The organism is Pseudomonas sp. PvP100 (assembly GCF_017833055.1).
Taxonomy (GTDB): domain Bacteria; phylum Pseudomonadota; class Gammaproteobacteria; order Pseudomonadales; family Pseudomonadaceae; genus Aquipseudomonas; species Aquipseudomonas syringae.
Window position 1 is genome coordinate 4,644,696 of record NZ_JAFIBO010000001.1, and the last position, 15,419, is coordinate 4,660,114.

The window sequence follows — 15,419 nt, forward strand, 5'->3', positions numbered from 1 at the left end:
TTTATTGCGCAATGGCGCAGCCAAGGAATTGAAGTGGAAGCACTGCACAAGAAAATTCGCGAAGAAGGCATCGTGTTGTCCGATCAGGTGCTGAAGGTCGATGCGTTTCTCAACCATCAGATCGATCCGGCCCTGATGAAGGAAATCGGCGACGAATTCGCCCGACTGTTCGCCGACGCTGGCGTGACCAAGATCGTGACCATCGAAGCGTCCGGCATCGCGCCGGCAGTCATGGCGGGTTTGAACATGGGCGTGCCGGTGATCTTCGCTCGCAAGCACCAGTCCCTGACCCTGACCGAAAACCTGCTGTCGGCGACCGTGTACTCGTTCACCAAGCAGGTGGAAAGCACCGTGGCCATCTCGCCGCGCCATCTGAGCAGCGACGACAAGGTGCTGATCATCGACGACTTCCTGGCCAACGGCAAAGCCTCGCAGGCGCTGATCTCGATCATCAAACAGGCTGGCGCCACGGTAGCCGGGCTGGGCATCGTGATCGAGAAATCCTTCCAGGGCGGCCGCGCTGAACTGGACGCCCAGGGCTATCGCGTCGAATCCCTGGCGCGGGTCGAATCCTTGGCCGGTGGGGTTGTGACGTTCAAGTAAGGCTCCCGAGGGCGGACGCGGAGCGTCCGGAAAGGCATACGACGCGGAGCGCCGCACGATAGTTGCGGTTATCGTTCCGCACGCTCCCGCGTGGGAATGCCGTTCGTGACGCTCTGCGTCATAGCGTGCGTGCTTCAGCGCGGAATGCCTAGGGCACGCAAACGTCGATACAAAGTGCGTTCGCTCAGTCCCAGTTCTCTGGCCAGTTCGCTGCGCGAGCCGTTGAACACTCGCAGCGCATGGGCGAGTTTTTCCAGGCTGTCGTCCTGCTGGCGGTACGTCACGCCACCCGCCTCGCCCTGCCCACGTACTTCGGCGGGCAGATCCTGCGCGCGAATGATGCCGTCATCGGTAAATAAACGGGCGCGTTCGAGTATGTTGCGCAGCTCGCGAATGTTGCCGGGGTAGCTGTACAAACTCAGCAGCTTCATGGCCTCGGCGTCGACACGCGGCGCGGCGCCAGGCGCGATGCGTTGCAGCAGGCTATCGATCAGCAGCGGCAGGTCGTCACTGCGTTCACGCAGGGCCGGCAGGCGAATCGGAAAGGCGCTGATGCGGTAAAACAAATCCTGGCGAAAGCTGCCGTCGGCGACCATCTCCCTGAGCGGTTTATGCGTGGCCACCACCAGCCGAAAATCCGAGTGCACCGTGCGCAGACTGCCCACCGGACGAAAACTGCCCGATTCAATCAGCCGCAACAGCTTGACCTGCATGGCGAGCGGCACCTCACCAATCTCATCAAGAAACAACGTCCCGCCATGAGCGGCTTCGGCCAGACCGGTCTTGCGCTGCAATGCGCCAGTGAATGCGCCCTTCTCATAGCCGAACAGCTCGCTTTCCAGCAGGGTTTCGGTAAGCCCGGTGCAATCGACCACCACCAGCGGCCCGGCGGACCTGGCGCTGCTGGCGTGCAGTGCGCGCGCGAACAGTTCCTTGCCGGTACCCGACTCGCCCTGCAGTAACACCGGAATCTGCGCGGGCGCAGCGCGTTGCAGAGCGCCCAGCACTTCTTTGAACGCCGCCGAGCGCCCTACCAGCCCATGTTGCTGCGGCTGGACGGAGGCCACCGCCACCGAGCTCAGTCGCTCGACATAAGCGATCACCTCACCCTGATCGTCGAGAATCGGCCGCAGCTCCACATCCACATGCTCGGGGCCGCGCGGCGTGTGATGAATGTGCAGCAGACGCTCCGGAAGCCGTGTTTCATGGGCCTTGCGCATCGGGCAATGCTCACCGGCCTGATCGCACGGCACCGCAAACTGATGCGACACCCGATAACACTTCTCGCCCACATGCGGCGTGCCTTCGACGCCGAACTGACGCTGGTAGGCAGTGTTGGCGGCAATGATGTTGTAGTCGGTGTCGAGCACGATGGTCGGTCGCAGATCGTGTTCGAGGTATGACACCAGCGACTGCATGCGACTGCCGGTAAAATCGGTGGCGACGAGGTTCATGGGTGCTCCTGTGGACTGGGCGCAGCTTAACCCATTCGCCTGCCAGCTTGTGCCACTGACTGCCAAATGACTGCCAGAATGTGGCAGTCAACGACCTGCGGCAGGCCATCAAGGTGTTTTGCAAAACCGCAAAACGCCTTGTATTTATTAGCCTGAAGGGGCTTTGCAGTGATTGGCATGGTTATTGAGACATCATGGCAACGACTGCCAACCGTCGGGCCTGGCCAAACGGGCTTTGAGGCGATTTACAGCCACAGGAATTGCACATGATCATCGGTGAAAAACTCCATGTCGAAGCGTTCTTCGACACGCATACCTGGACCATCAGCTATCTGGTGATGGACCTGCACAGCAAGCAATGTGCGCTGATCGACAGCGTGCTCGATTACGACCCCAAGTCCGGCCGCACCAGGACCGAGTCTGCCGACCGGATGATCGAACGGGCGCAGGCGCTGGGCGCCTCGGTGCAGTGGATTTTCGAAACCCACGTGCACGCCGATCACCTCTCGGCAGCGCCGTATCTGAAACAGAGATTGGGTGGGCAAATTGTCATCGGCAGTCATATCACTGCCGTGCAGGAAACCTTCGGTACGCTGTTCAACGCGCCTTCTGACTTTGCACGCAATGGCAGCCAGTTCGATGTGCTGCTGGAGGACAACGCGTCGTTCGCCCTCGGCACGCTTGAGGTCAAGGCCATGCACACGCCCGGACACACGCCGGCGTGCATGAGTTACCTGGTGCAAGTCGGTGACGCCACGGTCGCGTTTGTCGGCGATACGCTGTTCATGCCCGATTACGGCACCGCTCGTTGCGACTTCCCGGGTGCCGATGCGCGCACGCTGTATCGCTCGATCAAGAAGCTGTTGGCGCTGCCGCCGGACACTCTGCTGTTCATGTGCCACGACTACCTGCCCAATGGCCGGGAGCTGAAGTACATGACCACGGTTGCCGAACAGCGCGCCAGCAACATCCATGTGCACGACGGGGTGGATGAAGACGCGTTCGTCGGCATGCGCGAAGCCCGTGACGCAACGCTGGACATGCCGGTGCTGATGCTGCCTGCGGTGCAGGTCAACATGCGCTGCGGACACTTTCCCGAGCCGGAAGACAACGGCGTCGTCTACCTGAAGATCCCGCTCAATGCCCTTTGACCGCTGCCCGCTCTGGAAAACCCTGTGATGAATGCTTCGACAACAACCTGTCAGATCCTGATCGTCGGTGGCGGTGCTGCCGGTATCGCTACTGCCGCAAGCCTGCTGGCCCGCGACGCTACCCTGCAGATCACCTTGGTCGACCCCGCCGATACCCATTATTACCAGCCCGGCTGGACCATGGTCGGTGCGGGGATCTTCACGCCGCAGTCGACGGCACGCAGCATGGCCTCGCTGATACCCACAGGCGTGCAGTGGATCAAGGCTGCGGTGGCGACCTTCGAGCCGCAGCACAATACGCTTACGCTGGCCGACGGCCGCGTGCTCGGTTATCAGCAACTGGTGGTCTGCCCCGGCCTGAAGCTGGACTGGTCGGCTATCGACGGGCTGGTAGAAACGCTCGGGGCCAATGGCGTGACTTCCAACTATCGCTATGACCTGGCGCCCTACACCTGGAAGCTGGTACAGAATCTGAAACAGGGCCGCGCGCTGTTTACCCAGCCGCCCATGCCGATCAAGTGCGCCGGTGCGCCACAGAAGGCCATGTACCTGTCCTGCGATCACTGGTTGAAAAGCGGCCGTCTCGCGCAGATCAATACGCAGTTCTACAACGCCGGTGGCGTGCTGTTCGGTGTCGCCGACTATGTTCCGGCGCTGATGAAGTACGTCGAGCGCTACGCCATCGACCTCAAGTTCAGCCATCGGCTGGTCGCCGTCGACGGGCCTGGCAAGCGCGCGACCTTCATTCGCACGCAGGCCGATGGCAGCAGCGAGACCGTCGAGCAAAGCTTCGAAATGTTGCACGTAGTGCCGCCGCAGATTGCCCCTGACTTCATCCGCAGCAGCCCGCTGGCCGATGCCGCAGGCTGGGTGGATGTCGACCCTGCCACGCTGAAGCACCGGCAGTTCGCCAATGTTCATGGTCTGGGCGACGTCACCAATACCAGCAATGCCAAGACCGCTGCAGCGGCACGCAAGCAGGCGCCGGTGGTGGCCAACAACGTGCTGGTCGCGCTGGGTCGTCGGGATGGGGCAGCTGTGTATGACGGTTACGGCTCGTGCCCGTTGACGGTCGAGAAAGGCCGCATCGTGCTGGCCGAATTTACCTATGGCGGCAAGGTTGCGCCGAGCTTTCCGCGCTGGCTGCTGGAGGGTCGCCAGCCGACCCGACTGGCCTGGTGGTTGAAAGCGCGAGTGCTGCCCGCGCTTTATTGGCATGGCATGCTCAAGGGCCGTGAATGGCTGGCCAAACCGCAAAAGGCTGACACCCGGCATGGATGAGCATCAGTTGCTGGGCGTTGGTCTGGGGACCGTCATCGGCATGGTACTGGCGCTGACCGGCGCGGGCGGCGGCATTCTCGCCGTGCCGCTGCTGGTCTTCGGTCTCGGCCTGTCGATTGTCGAAGCCGCGCCTGTCGGTCTGTTGGCCGTAGGGCTGGCGGCGGGGATCGGTGCGGTACTGGGGCTGCGTCAGGGCATCGTCCGCTATCGCGCGGCCGGGTACATCGCCTCCATTGGTGTGCTGATGGCGCCTCTGGGCCTATGGCTCGCTCATCGACTGCCCAATACGCCGCTGGCTTTGGTCTTTTCGGTCGTGCTGCTGTACGCCTGTGGACGCATGTTCATCAGGGCCAGCCGCGAATTGCGCCACGGCAAGCCGGCGCCGCGTGCGGAAATACTGCCCTGCGTGCTCAACCCGCTGCAGGGCCGCCTGCGCTGGACCATGCCCTGCCTGCGCGCACTGACGCTGACCGGCGTGGGCTCCGGGTTGCTGTCCGGGTTGTTGGGGGTGGGCGGCGGGTTCGTGATCATTCCGGCGCTGACCCGCTACAGCGACCTGGATATGAAGAGTGTCGTGGCGACGTCACTGGCCGTGATCGCCCTGGTTTCGATGGGCAGCGTCATTACCGCGTCACTGAGCGGGGTGATGCACTGGGCGGTCGGTGCGCCGTTCGCGCTGGGTGCAGTCATCGGCCTGGTCATCGGCAGACAAGTCGCCCGCTACCTCGCCGGCCCACGCCTGCAACAACTGTTCGCCGTATGCGGCATCGTCGCGGCGTTCATGCTGGCGTTGTCCGTACGATAACAGCCCGAGGACGCAGAGCACGCGGAGCATGGGAACGATAAGGCTTCTGCCCGGAGGGCGTAGGAGCGAACTTGTTCGCGAAGGGGTCGGTAGCATCGCCGAAAATGCATCGACTGAAACACCGTCTTCGCGAGCAATGCGGATCGCCGCTCCGGTCGCTCCCACAAGAGTTGTGTATAACGATAAGCACCTGCGCAGGCTTAAAGCTTCTGCCAGACCTTCGGTTTGAAGAACAGCGTCTCGCCCTTGGTCAGGCCCACCAGGCTGTCGTGGTCTTTCACCACTTCGGCCTCGATCAGCTCGTCCTGCCCTTCCACTTTCAAGGTGACCCGCGTCGTCGCGCCCAGTGGGCGGATGTCGCGGACTTCGGCGGCGTGGTGGTCTTCGATTTCCTGGCGGGACAGCGACACCTCATGCGGACGGAACAGCAGGTGACCTTCCTCGCCCAGGCTCAGGCGATTGGAGTCGCCGAGGAAGTGGTAGACGAAGTCGTTGGACGGTTTCTCGTAGACCTCGCCCGGCGAGCCGATCTGTTCGATCACGCCCTTGTTCATCACCACGATGCGATCGGCCACTTCCATGGCCTCTTCCTGATCGTGAGTCACGAACACCGAGGTCAGGTTGATGTCTTCGTGCAGGCGCGCCAGCCAGCGACGCAGCTCTTTGCGGACCTTGGCGTCCAGCGCGCCGAACGGCTCGTCCAGCAGCAGCACTTTTGGCTCGACCGCCAGGGCGCGGGCTAAGGCAATGCGCTGGCGCTGTCCACCCGACAGCTGCTCCGGATAACGGTCGGCCAGCCAGTCCAGCTGCACCATGTTCAGCAGCTCATGGACCTTCTCGTCGATCCGCGTTTCGTTCGGGCGCTCGCGCTTGGGCTTCATGCGCAGGCCGAACGCGACGTTGTCGAACACCGTCATGTGGCGGAACAGCGCGTAATGCTGGAACACGAACCCGACATTGCGATCACGCACGTCGTGGCCGGACACATCTTCGCCATGGAACACGATGCTGCCGTTATCCGGGGTTTCCAGACCGGCAATGATGCGCAGCAGGGTGGTCTTGCCGCAGCCTGACGGGCCGAGCAAAGCCACCAGCTCGCCACTCTGGATGTCCAGACTGATGTTGTTCAGGGCCTTGAAGGCGTTGAAGTTCTTGCTGACGTTACGGACTTCGATCGACATGATTATTCCTCCGCCGCGTTATGGCGCAGACGGTTAATGCGGGATTCGCTCCACTGCTTGAGCAGCAGGATGAACAGCGCCAGGATCAGCAACAGGCTCGCCACGGCAAAGGCGGCAACGTGGTTGTACTCGTTGTAGAGAATTTCGACGTGCAGCGGCAGGGTGTTGGTGACGCCGCGAATGTGCCCGGAAACCACCGACACCGCGCCAAACTCACCCATCGCCCGCGCCGTACACAGCACCACGCCGTAGATCAGGCCCCATTTGATGTTCGGCACCGTGACGTGCCAGAACATCTGCCAGCCGTTGGCGCCCAGCAGCCGCGCGGCCTCTTCTTCCTGAGTGCCCTGCTCCTGCATCAGCGGGATCAGTTCACGCGCAACGAAGGGCACAGTGACGAAGATGGTCGCCAGCACGATGCCCGGCAGGGCAAAGACGATCTGGATGTCGTGATCCTGCAACCACGGCCCGAACAGCCCCTGCGCACCGAACATCAGCACGTAGACCAGACCGGCGATGACCGGCGATACCGAGAACGGCAGGTCGATCAGCGTGACCAGAATGCTCTTGCCGCGGAACGAGTATTTGCTCACGCACCACGCGGCGCTGACGCCGAACACCAGATTGAGCGGCACCGAGATCAGTACCGCGATGACCGTCAGCTTCAGCGCCGACAGCGCGTCCGGCTCGAGGATCGCGGTGAAGAACGCGCCCAGACCGTTTTTCAGGCCCTGGGACACCACGATGAACAGCGGCAGGCCCAGAAACAGGACGAACACCAGCCAGCACAGGCCAATCAGGATACGTCGCGACACCGCGCTGCCACGACGGGCGGCGTTGGCAGAGGCGGCGGCTGAAACAGATGAATAAGACATGTTCTGCGCCTCCTCAGGATGGGGTTTCAATGCGCCGCTGCAGCAGGTTGATCAGCAGCAGCAGAATGAAGGACACCACCAGCATCATCACGCCGATAGCGGTTGCGCCGGTGTAGTCGTACTGGTCGAGCTTGACCATGATCAGCAGCGGCAGGATCTCGGTTTTCATCGGCATGTTGCCGGCGATGAAAATCACCGAACCGTACTCGCCCACGCCACGGGCAAACGCCAGGGCGAAGCCGGTCAGCCAGGCAGGCAGCAACGCCGGCACGAGGATGTGGCGGAACACCTGCAGGGGGCGTGCGCCCAGGCAGGCAGCGGCCTCTTCGACTTCGCGGGGGATGTCGGCCAGCACAGGCTGCACGGTGCGCACCACGAACGGCAGGGTGACGAAGGTCAGCGCCAGGGTGATGCCCAGCGGGGTGTAGGCGATCTTGAAGCCCAGATCAGCTGCGAACTGGCCGACCCAGCCGTTGGGCGCGTACAGCGCGGTCAGGGCGATACCAGCCACGGCGGTCGGCAGGGCGAACGGCAAATCGATCATCGCATCGATGATCTTGCGGCCGGGGAAGGTGTAGCGCACCAGCACCCAGGCCAGCAGTGTGCCGATCACCCCGTTGATGAGGGCTGCGTAAAAGGCGGTGCCGAAACTCAGCTTGAGTGCCGCGATCACGCGAGGTGCCGTGATGATGGTCCAGAACTGATCCCAGGTGAGCTGCGCGGCATGTACGAACATGGCGGCCAGCGGTATTAGCACAATCAGACTGAGGTACACCAAGGTGTAGCCCAGCGTCAGCCCGAAGCCGGGTATGACGGGGGAGATACGACGCGACATAAAAGTCCCTGGTTTCACTTGCACGAAGCCCGGACGTCAATCCGGGCTGTTTGGCCAAAGTTGCGATGCCGCTCGTGCGGCATCCTCATTCGGCTTATTGCGCCTGATAAATCTGGTCGAACACGCCGCCGTCATTGAAAAACTTCGGCTGCGCAGTTTTCCAGCCACCAAAGTCTTTGTCGATAGTCACCAGATCCAGTTTCGGGAATTGCTTCTCGTACTTGGCCGCCACTTCGGCATCACGTGGACGATAGAAGTTTTTCGCGGCAATTTCCTGACCTTCCTTGCTGTACAGGTGCTTGAGGTATTCAGTCGCGATTTCGGTATTACCTTTCCGCTCGGCGTTCTTGTCGACCACGGCAACCGGAGGTTCGGCAAGGATCGACAGCGACGGTACGACGATGTCGAACTTGTCCTTGCCGCCGTCTTCTTTCAACGCCAGGAACGCTTCGTTTTCCCATGCCAGCAGCACATCACCCTGACCGTTGTTGACGAAGGTGATGGTTGAGCCGCGTGCGCCGGTATCCAGAATCGGCACGTGCTTGAACAGCGTCTGCACGTATTCCTTGGCCTTGGCTTCGTCACCGCCGCCCGCCTTCAGGCCGTAGGCCCAGGCGGCCAGGAAGTTCCAGCGCGCACCGCCGGAGGTTTTCGGGTTGGGCGTGATCACCGAGACGCCTTCCTTGGTCAGGTCGCCCCAGTCCTTGATGCCTTTCGGGTTGCCCTTGCGCACCAGGAACACGATGGTCGAGGTGTACGGCGTGCTCGCGTCCGGCAGGCGGGTCTGCCAGTTTTCGGGCAGGGTCTTGCCGAGCCTGGCGATTTCGTCGATGTCACCGGCCAGTGCCAGGGTCACCACGTCGGCGCGCAGGCCGTCGATCACGCCACGCGCCTGTTTGCCCGAGCCGCCGTGGGATTGCTTGATCTCGACCTTGTCGTCCGGATGGGATTTTTTCCAGAAATTGACGAATTCTGCGTTGTAGTCCTGATACAGCTCGCGGGTCGGATCGTAGGACACGTTGAGCAGTTCGTAATCCTTGGCGACAGCCGAACCTGCGAAAACAGCACTGGCGAGAGCAGCCAGCGCAAAACGGCGAATGGACATAGATTGAAGCTCCTGGAAATACGGTGTGTCGACTTTTTTGATTTCTTCTTGGCGCGTCAGAGCGGCATTCGCACGGGCGCGCTGCTTTTTTTCAGGGGGGTATCAGGAGTCAGGATGAAACCCTCCGGTTGACCAGTCGGGTGCTTGCCGCTTCAGCTCTGCTTGGCAGGGGTCTGCAAACGAAACTTTTCCTTGCGCTCGATCTGCACCACCTGTGCGTTGTGCACGGTGATTTCGACGGCACCAAAACGCAGGTCACGCAACGCACTCTGAATTTCACGCAGAATGGCTGCTTCGTCCTGACCGTCAACACTACGTAGAGATGCGCTCATTGTCTTATTCCTTGAGAGGTGAGAGGCCTGCCGTCGCGACTGGGGGCGATGGCGTATGGCGGTGAGGCAATAATAGTGAGGTGCGGATATTCTTAAAAAGACTATTTAAGAATGCAGATATAACCAAAAGAACTTTAGCGAGGCGTGAGTCTGCCAGGGTGCATTGCACACCCTGGCCGGCGTTATCAGTGAGAGGCTGAACTAGTTGAACGCGGGGGCGTGCGTCCAATCGATAGACTGCGCCGCCATGGGCCGGGCAAACCAGTAGCCCTGGCCCAACTCGCAACCGTTGCTTAACAAAAATGAAGCCTGATTGGCGTGTTCGATCCCCTCCGCCAGTACACGCATGCCCAGGCTCGACGCCAGCGCGATGACCGCCCGCACAATCGCGATGTCATCTACATCGCCCGGCAGCCCGGCCACGAAACCCTGGTCGATCTTGAGCTTCTGCACCGGCATGCTCTTGAGCCGCAGCAGCGATGAGTAGCCTGTGCCGAAATCATCGATGGCCAGGCTCAGACCCAGTTCACGCAGGCGATGCAATTGCTCGATGGCCTGTTCAGGGTCTTCCATGACGGCACTTTCAGTGACTTCCAGCTCAAGAAATGCCGGATCGAGGCCGGTCTCGTTCAAGACCTCAGCCACTCGCCGATCGACATCACCACGACTGAACAGACGGCTGGATACATTGACCGCGACGGACGCAATCGAGACGCCTTCTGCCAGCCAGGCCTGCATCTGCCGACAGGCGGTATTCAATACCCAAGCGTCGATATCGGCAATGAGCCCGTTCTGCTCGGCAATAGGGATGAAGTCGCCAGGCGACACCATGCCACGGGTCGGGTGTTGCCAGCGCACCAGCGCTTCGACCGCGCAGATACGCCCGGTCACCAGGTCGTAAACCGGTTGGTAGAACACCCGCAATTGGTCCTGCTCGATCGCCTGACGCAACTCGCTGGCCAGTTGCACCCGTTGCTGGGCTTGAGCGGTCAGCTCTTCGGTGTACAGCGCAAACCCTTCGCGGCCATCGGTCTTGGCTTTGAACAGCGCCGAATCAGCGTTGCGCAACAGTTGCTCGGCAGTTAGCGCATCACCGGGAAACAGGCTGATACCGATACTGGCACTGACGAACAACTGATGCCCGGCAATCGGGTATGGCGCTTTGAAGGCATTGATCACCTGTTGCGCGAGCGCTGCGGCATGCACCATGTGCTTACAGTTTTTGACCAGCAGCGCGAACTCGTCACCGCCCAGGCGTGCGACCGTCATACCGCTGTCAGCCAGCGCTTTGAGGCGTTCGGCAGCCGCCTTGAGCACTTCGTCGCCGATGTTATGGCCAAGGCTGTCGTTGATGTTTCTGAAGTTGTCCAGGTCCACCACCAGCAGCGCACAGCCGCGCTTGCTGGAGCGCGCCGAGGTCAGCGCCTGGCTGATACGATCGGTCAGCAGCAGACGATTGGGCAACTCGGTCAGCGCATCGTAATGGGCCAGTTGCGCCAGTTCCTGCTCGGAGCGCTTGATGGCCGTGATATCGGAAAACACCGCGACAAAATGCCTGGCCTGCCCGTCTTCACCCTTGATGCTACGGATGGTTTGCCACTGCGGATAGATTTCACCGCTTTTGCGTCGGTTCCAGATCTCGCCACTCCACTGCCCGGCACTCTGCAGTGAGTGATACATCTGCCGATAAAACTCGGGGCCATGACGACCGGACTTGAACTTGCTGGGGTTGAAACCCAGCACCTCGTCGGCCTGATAGCCGGTGATGTCTACAAACGCACGATTTACATGGACAATGCGCCCTTCGGCATCACTGACCAGTACGCCCTCACGCGTGCTGTCGAACACCACTGCCGCCAGCAGCAGTCGGTCATAGTCCTGTTGTTGGCGCTCAAACAGCGCTTCACCGCCGACGATGGCCTTCAATCTGTCACGTGCAATGAAGATCATGACGGTGCTGAGCAGCGCCCAGCCATAACCGATCATCTGTTGTCCGACGGCCAGTCGAGCCGGATCCTTGACGAAAAAAGACAGCAGGGCGCTGCCTGTCGCGAACCACAGAATCGACAGCAGCCCATACAGAACGGCGGTTCGCAGCGCGTTACGGGAATAATCGGACATAAAAAACCGAGCCTTACGAAAGGTCTGGATTATAAAGCAAGAAACATCCTGCGACGCTTATCTGCAAGGGTGGCTGGTTTTCTGAGCAATGTCAGTGATAATGCTGTTGCGACTTTTTTCTTCACAGGTATTTCTACGAGGGCCAAACAGCCTATGTGGTACAACGGTTTGCTCGACCTTTCCGTCTGGCAGGTAATAGCGGTCACGCTGGCGATGACCCATATAACTATTGTCGGCGTCACGGTCTATCTGCACCGCTATTCAGCCCACCGCTCACTTGAGCTCAATGCGGGTCTGAAACACTTCTTCCGCTTCTGGCTGTGGCTGACCACTGCCCAGAATACCCGCGAGTGGACAGCCATCCACCGCAAACACCACGCAAAATGCGAAACCGTCGATGACCCGCACAGCCCGGTCGTCAAGGGTCTGTCCACTGTGCTGCGCAAGGGTGCCGAGCTGTACCGCGAGGAAGCGCAGAACCAGGACACCCTGCGTATCTACGGCAAGAACTGCCCGGAAGACTGGATCGAGCGCAATCTGTATTCGCGCTACAAGCTGCTGGGTATCGCTCTGATGGCGGTCATCGACGTGGCGCTGTTCGGCGCCCTCGGTATCACGGTCTGGGCCGTGCAGATGATGTGGATTCCCTTCTGGGCTGCCGGCGTGGTCAATGGTCTGGGTCATGCCGTTGGCTATCGCAACTTCGAATGCCGCGACGCAGCCACCAATCTGGTGCCGTGGGGCATCGTGATCGGCGGCGAAGAACTGCACAACAACCACCACACCTATCCCAACTCGGCCAAGCTGTCGGTCAAGCCATGGGAGTTCGACATGGGCTGGGCGTGGATCAAACTGTTCAGCTTCCTCGGTCTGGCCAAGGTCCAGCGGGTCGCGCCTATCGCCCATCGCGTCGAAGGCAAGGGCCATATGGACATGGACACCGCGATGGCGATCCTCAACAACCGTTTCCAGATCATGGCGCAGTACCGCAAGCTGGTCATCGCGCCGCTGGTTGCCCAGGAACTCGGCAAGGCCGACGAGTCGGTGCGTCATCAGTTCCGTCGCGCCAAGCGCCTGCTGTCGCGTGAAACCAGCCTGCTCGATGACAGGCATCACCTGCGTATTCAGACCATGCTGGAACACAGCCATGCGCTGAAGGTGATCTATGAAAAACGCCTGGCCCTGCAGCAGATCTGGGTCAAGACCAGCAGCAACGGTCACGACATGCTGTCGGCCATGAAAGAGTGGATTCACGAGGCCGAAGCCAGTGGTATTCACTCGTTGCGCGAGTTCGCCGACCAGCTGAAAACCTACTCGCTGCGCCCCGCCCACGCTTGAACCGTTGATCGGCGCGCCATCCCCTGGCGCGCCGGTCCCGGAACTTATCCCCTCCTCGTCTATCTCATCCACTTTCCCGCCAATCGGGACAGGGCGCCTCACTGGCCGTAAACGCTTGAGATGGTTCTTATGGAAAAGCAGCCCCCCACCTCCCTATCCGGCACTCCGATCACAGATATGCCCGCAGCCGCAGAAACCCTGTTAGCCCTGATGCACGCTCAGGCAGAAGTCGCACGCCTGAGCGAGCGTGAACAATTGTTCAGCTCGTTGCTGGTGAGCGTGAACGCTGTTCTGTGGGCGTTCGACTGGCAAACTCAGCAGATGATCTATGTCAGTCCGGCCTACGAGCGCATCTTCGGTCGTTCGGCGGGCCTGCTGCTGGCTGACTACAGCGAGTGGCGCGACAGCATCTACCCCGATGACCTGAATTACGCCGAGCGCAGCCTCAACGAGGTCATCGAGAAAGGCTCGATCGAAGACCGCGAGTACCGGATCATTCGTGCGGACGGCGAAGTGCGCTGGCTCAGCGACAAATGCTTCGTCAGCCAGCGCGCCGATGTCAGCCAGCGTCTGATCGTGGTGGGCATCGCCGAAGACATCACCGAGAAGAAGCACCTCGAGGATGAGCTGCAACGCCTGGCAACCACCGATGTGCTGACCCAGAGCAGCAACCGCCGGCACTTTTTCGAATGCGCCCAGCGCGAGTTCGAACTGGCTCGTCTCAACGGCACGCCGCTGGCGTTCCTGCTGCTGGACATCGATGACTTCAAGCTGGTTAACGACACCTACGGTCATCAGGAAGGCGATACCGTGCTGCAGCGCATCGCCGAAAGCGGTCGTTCGGCATTGAGGCGGGGTGACCTGTTCGGGCGTATCGGTGGCGAAGAGTTCGCCGCAGTATTCCCCGGCTGCGCGCCGGACATGGCCATGCAGATCGCCGAGCGACTGCAACGCGAGATCCAGCGCCAGAACTTCCAGTCAGGCGGCACCACCTTCAGCATCACTGCCAGCCAGGGCCTGACCAACCTGGGCGCTGACGACCCAAGCCTCGAAACTCTCTACGGCCGCGCCGACGCAGCGATGTATCAGGCCAAACGCCAGGGCAAGAACCAGATCGTACTGGTCTGAAATGCTTTCCCGAATGTAGAAAGCACGACCGGCCCCATCGCGAACAAGGCGGATCGCCGCCCCGGTCGCTCCTACAGGAGCACGCGGTACCTTGTGGGAGCGAGCTTGCTCGCGAAGAGGGCGGTACATTCAATGCATTGGCTGCGTTTGGAATACCGCCTTCGCGAACAAGTTCGCTCCTACAGGAGCACGCGGTACCTTGTGGGAGCTTGCTCGCGAAGAGTCCGGTGCAGTCGATGGATTTCCTGCGTCAGGAATATAGCCTTCGCGAACAAGTTCGCTCCTACGGGAGTGCGCGGTGCCTTGTGGGAGCGAGCTTGCTCGCGAAGAGGCCGCTACAGTCGATGGATTTCCTGCGTCAGGAATACCGCCTTCGCGAACAAGTTCGCTCCTACGGGAGCACGCGGTACCCTGTAGGAGCGGACTTGTCCGCGAAGAGGGCGGTACATTCAATGCATTGGCTGCGTTTGGAATATAGCCTTCGCGAACAAGTTCGCTCCTACAGGAGTACGCGGTATCTTGTGGGAGCGAGCTTGCTCGCGAAGAGGCCGGTGCAGTCGATGGATTTCCTGCGTCAGGAATACCGCCTTCGCGAACAAGGCGGATCGCCACCCCGGTCGCTCCTACAGGAGCACGCGGTACCTTGTGGGAGCGAGCTTGCTCGCGAAGAGTCCGGTACAGCCGATGGACTTTCTGCGTCAGGAATACCGCCTTCGCGAACAAGTTCGCTCCTACAGGAGTACGCGGTGCCCTGTAGGAGCGGACTTGTCCGCGAAGAGGGCGGTACATTCAATGCATTGGCTGCGTTTGGAATATAGCCTTCGCGAACAAGTTCGCTCCTACAGGAGTACGCGGTACCTTGTGGGAGCGAGCTTGCTCGCGAAGAGTCCGGTGCAGTCGATGGCTTTCCTGCGTCAGGAATATAGCCTTCGCGAACAAGTTCGCTCCTACAGGAGCACGCGGTGCCCTGTAGGAGCGGACTTGTCCGCGAAGAGGGCGGTACATTCAATGCATTGGCTGCGTTTGGAATACCGCCTTCGCGAACACGTTCGCTCCTACAGGAGCACGCGGTACCTTGTGGGAGCGAGCTTGCTCGCGAAGAGTCCGGTGCAGTCGATGGATTTTCTGCGTCAGGAATACCGCCTTCGCGAACAAGGCGGATCGCCACCCCGGTCGCTGCTACAGGAGCACGCGGTACCTTGTGGGAGCG

General features: G+C 60.7%; 13 protein-coding genes and 1 pseudogene. 6 read left to right on the forward strand and 8 right to left on the reverse strand.

Translation table 11 applies throughout. The features are described from left to right. The first annotated feature begins 33 nt into the window (after nucleotides 1-33). Nucleotides 34-603 (forward strand): xanthine phosphoribosyltransferase, encoded by a 570-nt coding sequence (locus tag JOE39_RS20005; protein WP_003318411.1) that lies wholly within the window; start codon nucleotides 34-36, stop codon nucleotides 601-603. A gap of 134 nt (nucleotides 604-737) precedes the next feature. Here the strand turns inward: JOE39_RS20005 and JOE39_RS20010 are convergent, their stop codons facing one another. Beyond that, entirely contained in the window at nucleotides 738-2,057 is a 1,320-nt protein-coding gene (locus JOE39_RS20010) for a sigma 54-interacting transcriptional regulator (RefSeq protein ID WP_210078387.1), read from the reverse strand. A 266-nt stretch (nucleotides 2,058-2,323) separates the two neighbouring features. Here JOE39_RS20010 and JOE39_RS20015 point away from each other — a divergent pair, with 266 nt between their 5' ends. Genes JOE39_RS20015 through JOE39_RS20025 form a run of 3 tightly spaced genes read left to right on the forward strand, consistent with a single transcriptional unit; the run spans nucleotide 2,324 to nucleotide 5,294 of the window. Beyond that, entirely contained in the window at nucleotides 2,324-3,208 is an 885-nt protein-coding gene (locus tag JOE39_RS20015) for an MBL fold metallo-hydrolase (RefSeq protein WP_210078385.1), read from the forward strand. Nucleotides 3,209-3,235: 27 nt separating this feature from the next. Beyond that, nucleotides 3,236-4,489 (forward strand): FAD/NAD(P)-binding oxidoreductase, encoded by a 1,254-nt coding sequence (locus tag JOE39_RS20020; protein WP_003421591.1) that lies wholly within the window; start codon nucleotides 3,236-3,238, stop codon nucleotides 4,487-4,489. Further along, complete coding sequence (locus tag JOE39_RS20025) at nucleotides 4,482-5,294, forward strand: sulfite exporter TauE/SafE family protein (RefSeq protein ID WP_003421592.1); 813 nt, start codon at nucleotides 4,482-4,484, stop codon at nucleotides 5,292-5,294. Before JOE39_RS20020 ends, JOE39_RS20025 begins: the two co-directional genes overlap by 8 nt. A gap of 200 nt (nucleotides 5,295-5,494) precedes the next feature. Here the strand turns inward: JOE39_RS20025 and JOE39_RS20030 are convergent, their stop codons facing one another. From JOE39_RS20030 to dibA, 6 genes are all read right to left on the reverse strand, one after another. Further along, a complete protein-coding gene (locus JOE39_RS20030) occupies nucleotides 5,495-6,475 on the reverse strand; it encodes a sulfate ABC transporter ATP-binding protein (RefSeq protein ID WP_046266424.1) in 981 nt (326 codons plus the stop codon). Between the two features lie 2 nt (nucleotides 6,476-6,477). After that, entirely contained in the window at nucleotides 6,478-7,350 is an 873-nt protein-coding gene (gene cysW, locus JOE39_RS20035; RefSeq protein ID WP_002551394.1) for a sulfate ABC transporter permease subunit CysW, read from the reverse strand. A 13-nt stretch (nucleotides 7,351-7,363) separates the two neighbouring features. Continuing rightward, on the reverse strand, nucleotides 7,364-8,185 hold the full coding sequence (cysT, locus tag JOE39_RS20040; RefSeq protein WP_003421596.1) for a sulfate ABC transporter permease subunit CysT: 822 nt from the start codon (nucleotides 8,183-8,185) through the stop codon (nucleotides 7,364-7,366). 94 nt (nucleotides 8,186-8,279) lie between these two features. Further along, on the reverse strand, nucleotides 8,280-9,290 hold the full coding sequence (locus JOE39_RS20045) for a sulfate ABC transporter substrate-binding protein (protein ID WP_032657216.1): 1,011 nt from the start codon (nucleotides 9,288-9,290) through the stop codon (nucleotides 8,280-8,282). 152 nt (nucleotides 9,291-9,442) lie between these two features. Beyond that, nucleotides 9,443-9,622 carry a sulfur starvation response protein OscA gene (gene oscA / locus JOE39_RS20050; RefSeq protein WP_010423239.1) on the reverse strand — a complete coding sequence of 60 codons (180 nt, stop codon included), beginning with the start codon at nucleotides 9,620-9,622 and terminating at the stop codon, nucleotides 9,443-9,445. Between the two features lie 201 nt (nucleotides 9,623-9,823). Continuing rightward, nucleotides 9,824-11,743 carry a phosphodiesterase DibA gene (gene dibA, locus JOE39_RS20055; RefSeq protein WP_024692669.1) on the reverse strand — a complete coding sequence of 640 codons (1,920 nt, stop codon included), beginning with the start codon at nucleotides 11,741-11,743 and terminating at the stop codon, nucleotides 9,824-9,826. Between the two features lie 153 nt (nucleotides 11,744-11,896). On the opposite strand from dibA, the gene desA reads away from it, so the two are divergent. Further along, nucleotides 11,897-13,081 carry a delta-9 fatty acid desaturase DesA gene (gene desA / locus JOE39_RS20060; RefSeq protein WP_024683748.1) on the forward strand — a complete coding sequence of 395 codons (1,185 nt, stop codon included), beginning with the start codon at nucleotides 11,897-11,899 and terminating at the stop codon, nucleotides 13,079-13,081. Between the two features lie 129 nt (nucleotides 13,082-13,210). Continuing rightward, nucleotides 13,211-14,209 carry a sensor domain-containing diguanylate cyclase gene (locus JOE39_RS20065; protein ID WP_003318683.1) on the forward strand — a complete coding sequence of 333 codons (999 nt, stop codon included), beginning with the start codon at nucleotides 13,211-13,213 and terminating at the stop codon, nucleotides 14,207-14,209. 402 nt (nucleotides 14,210-14,611) lie between these two features. On the opposite strand, the pseudogene JOE39_RS26400 reads toward JOE39_RS20065, so the two are convergent. Then, nucleotides 14,612-15,365, reverse strand: a pseudogene (locus tag JOE39_RS26400) (urea ABC transporter substrate-binding protein); the annotation flags it as partial. Nucleotides 15,366-15,419 lie beyond the last annotated feature (54 nt).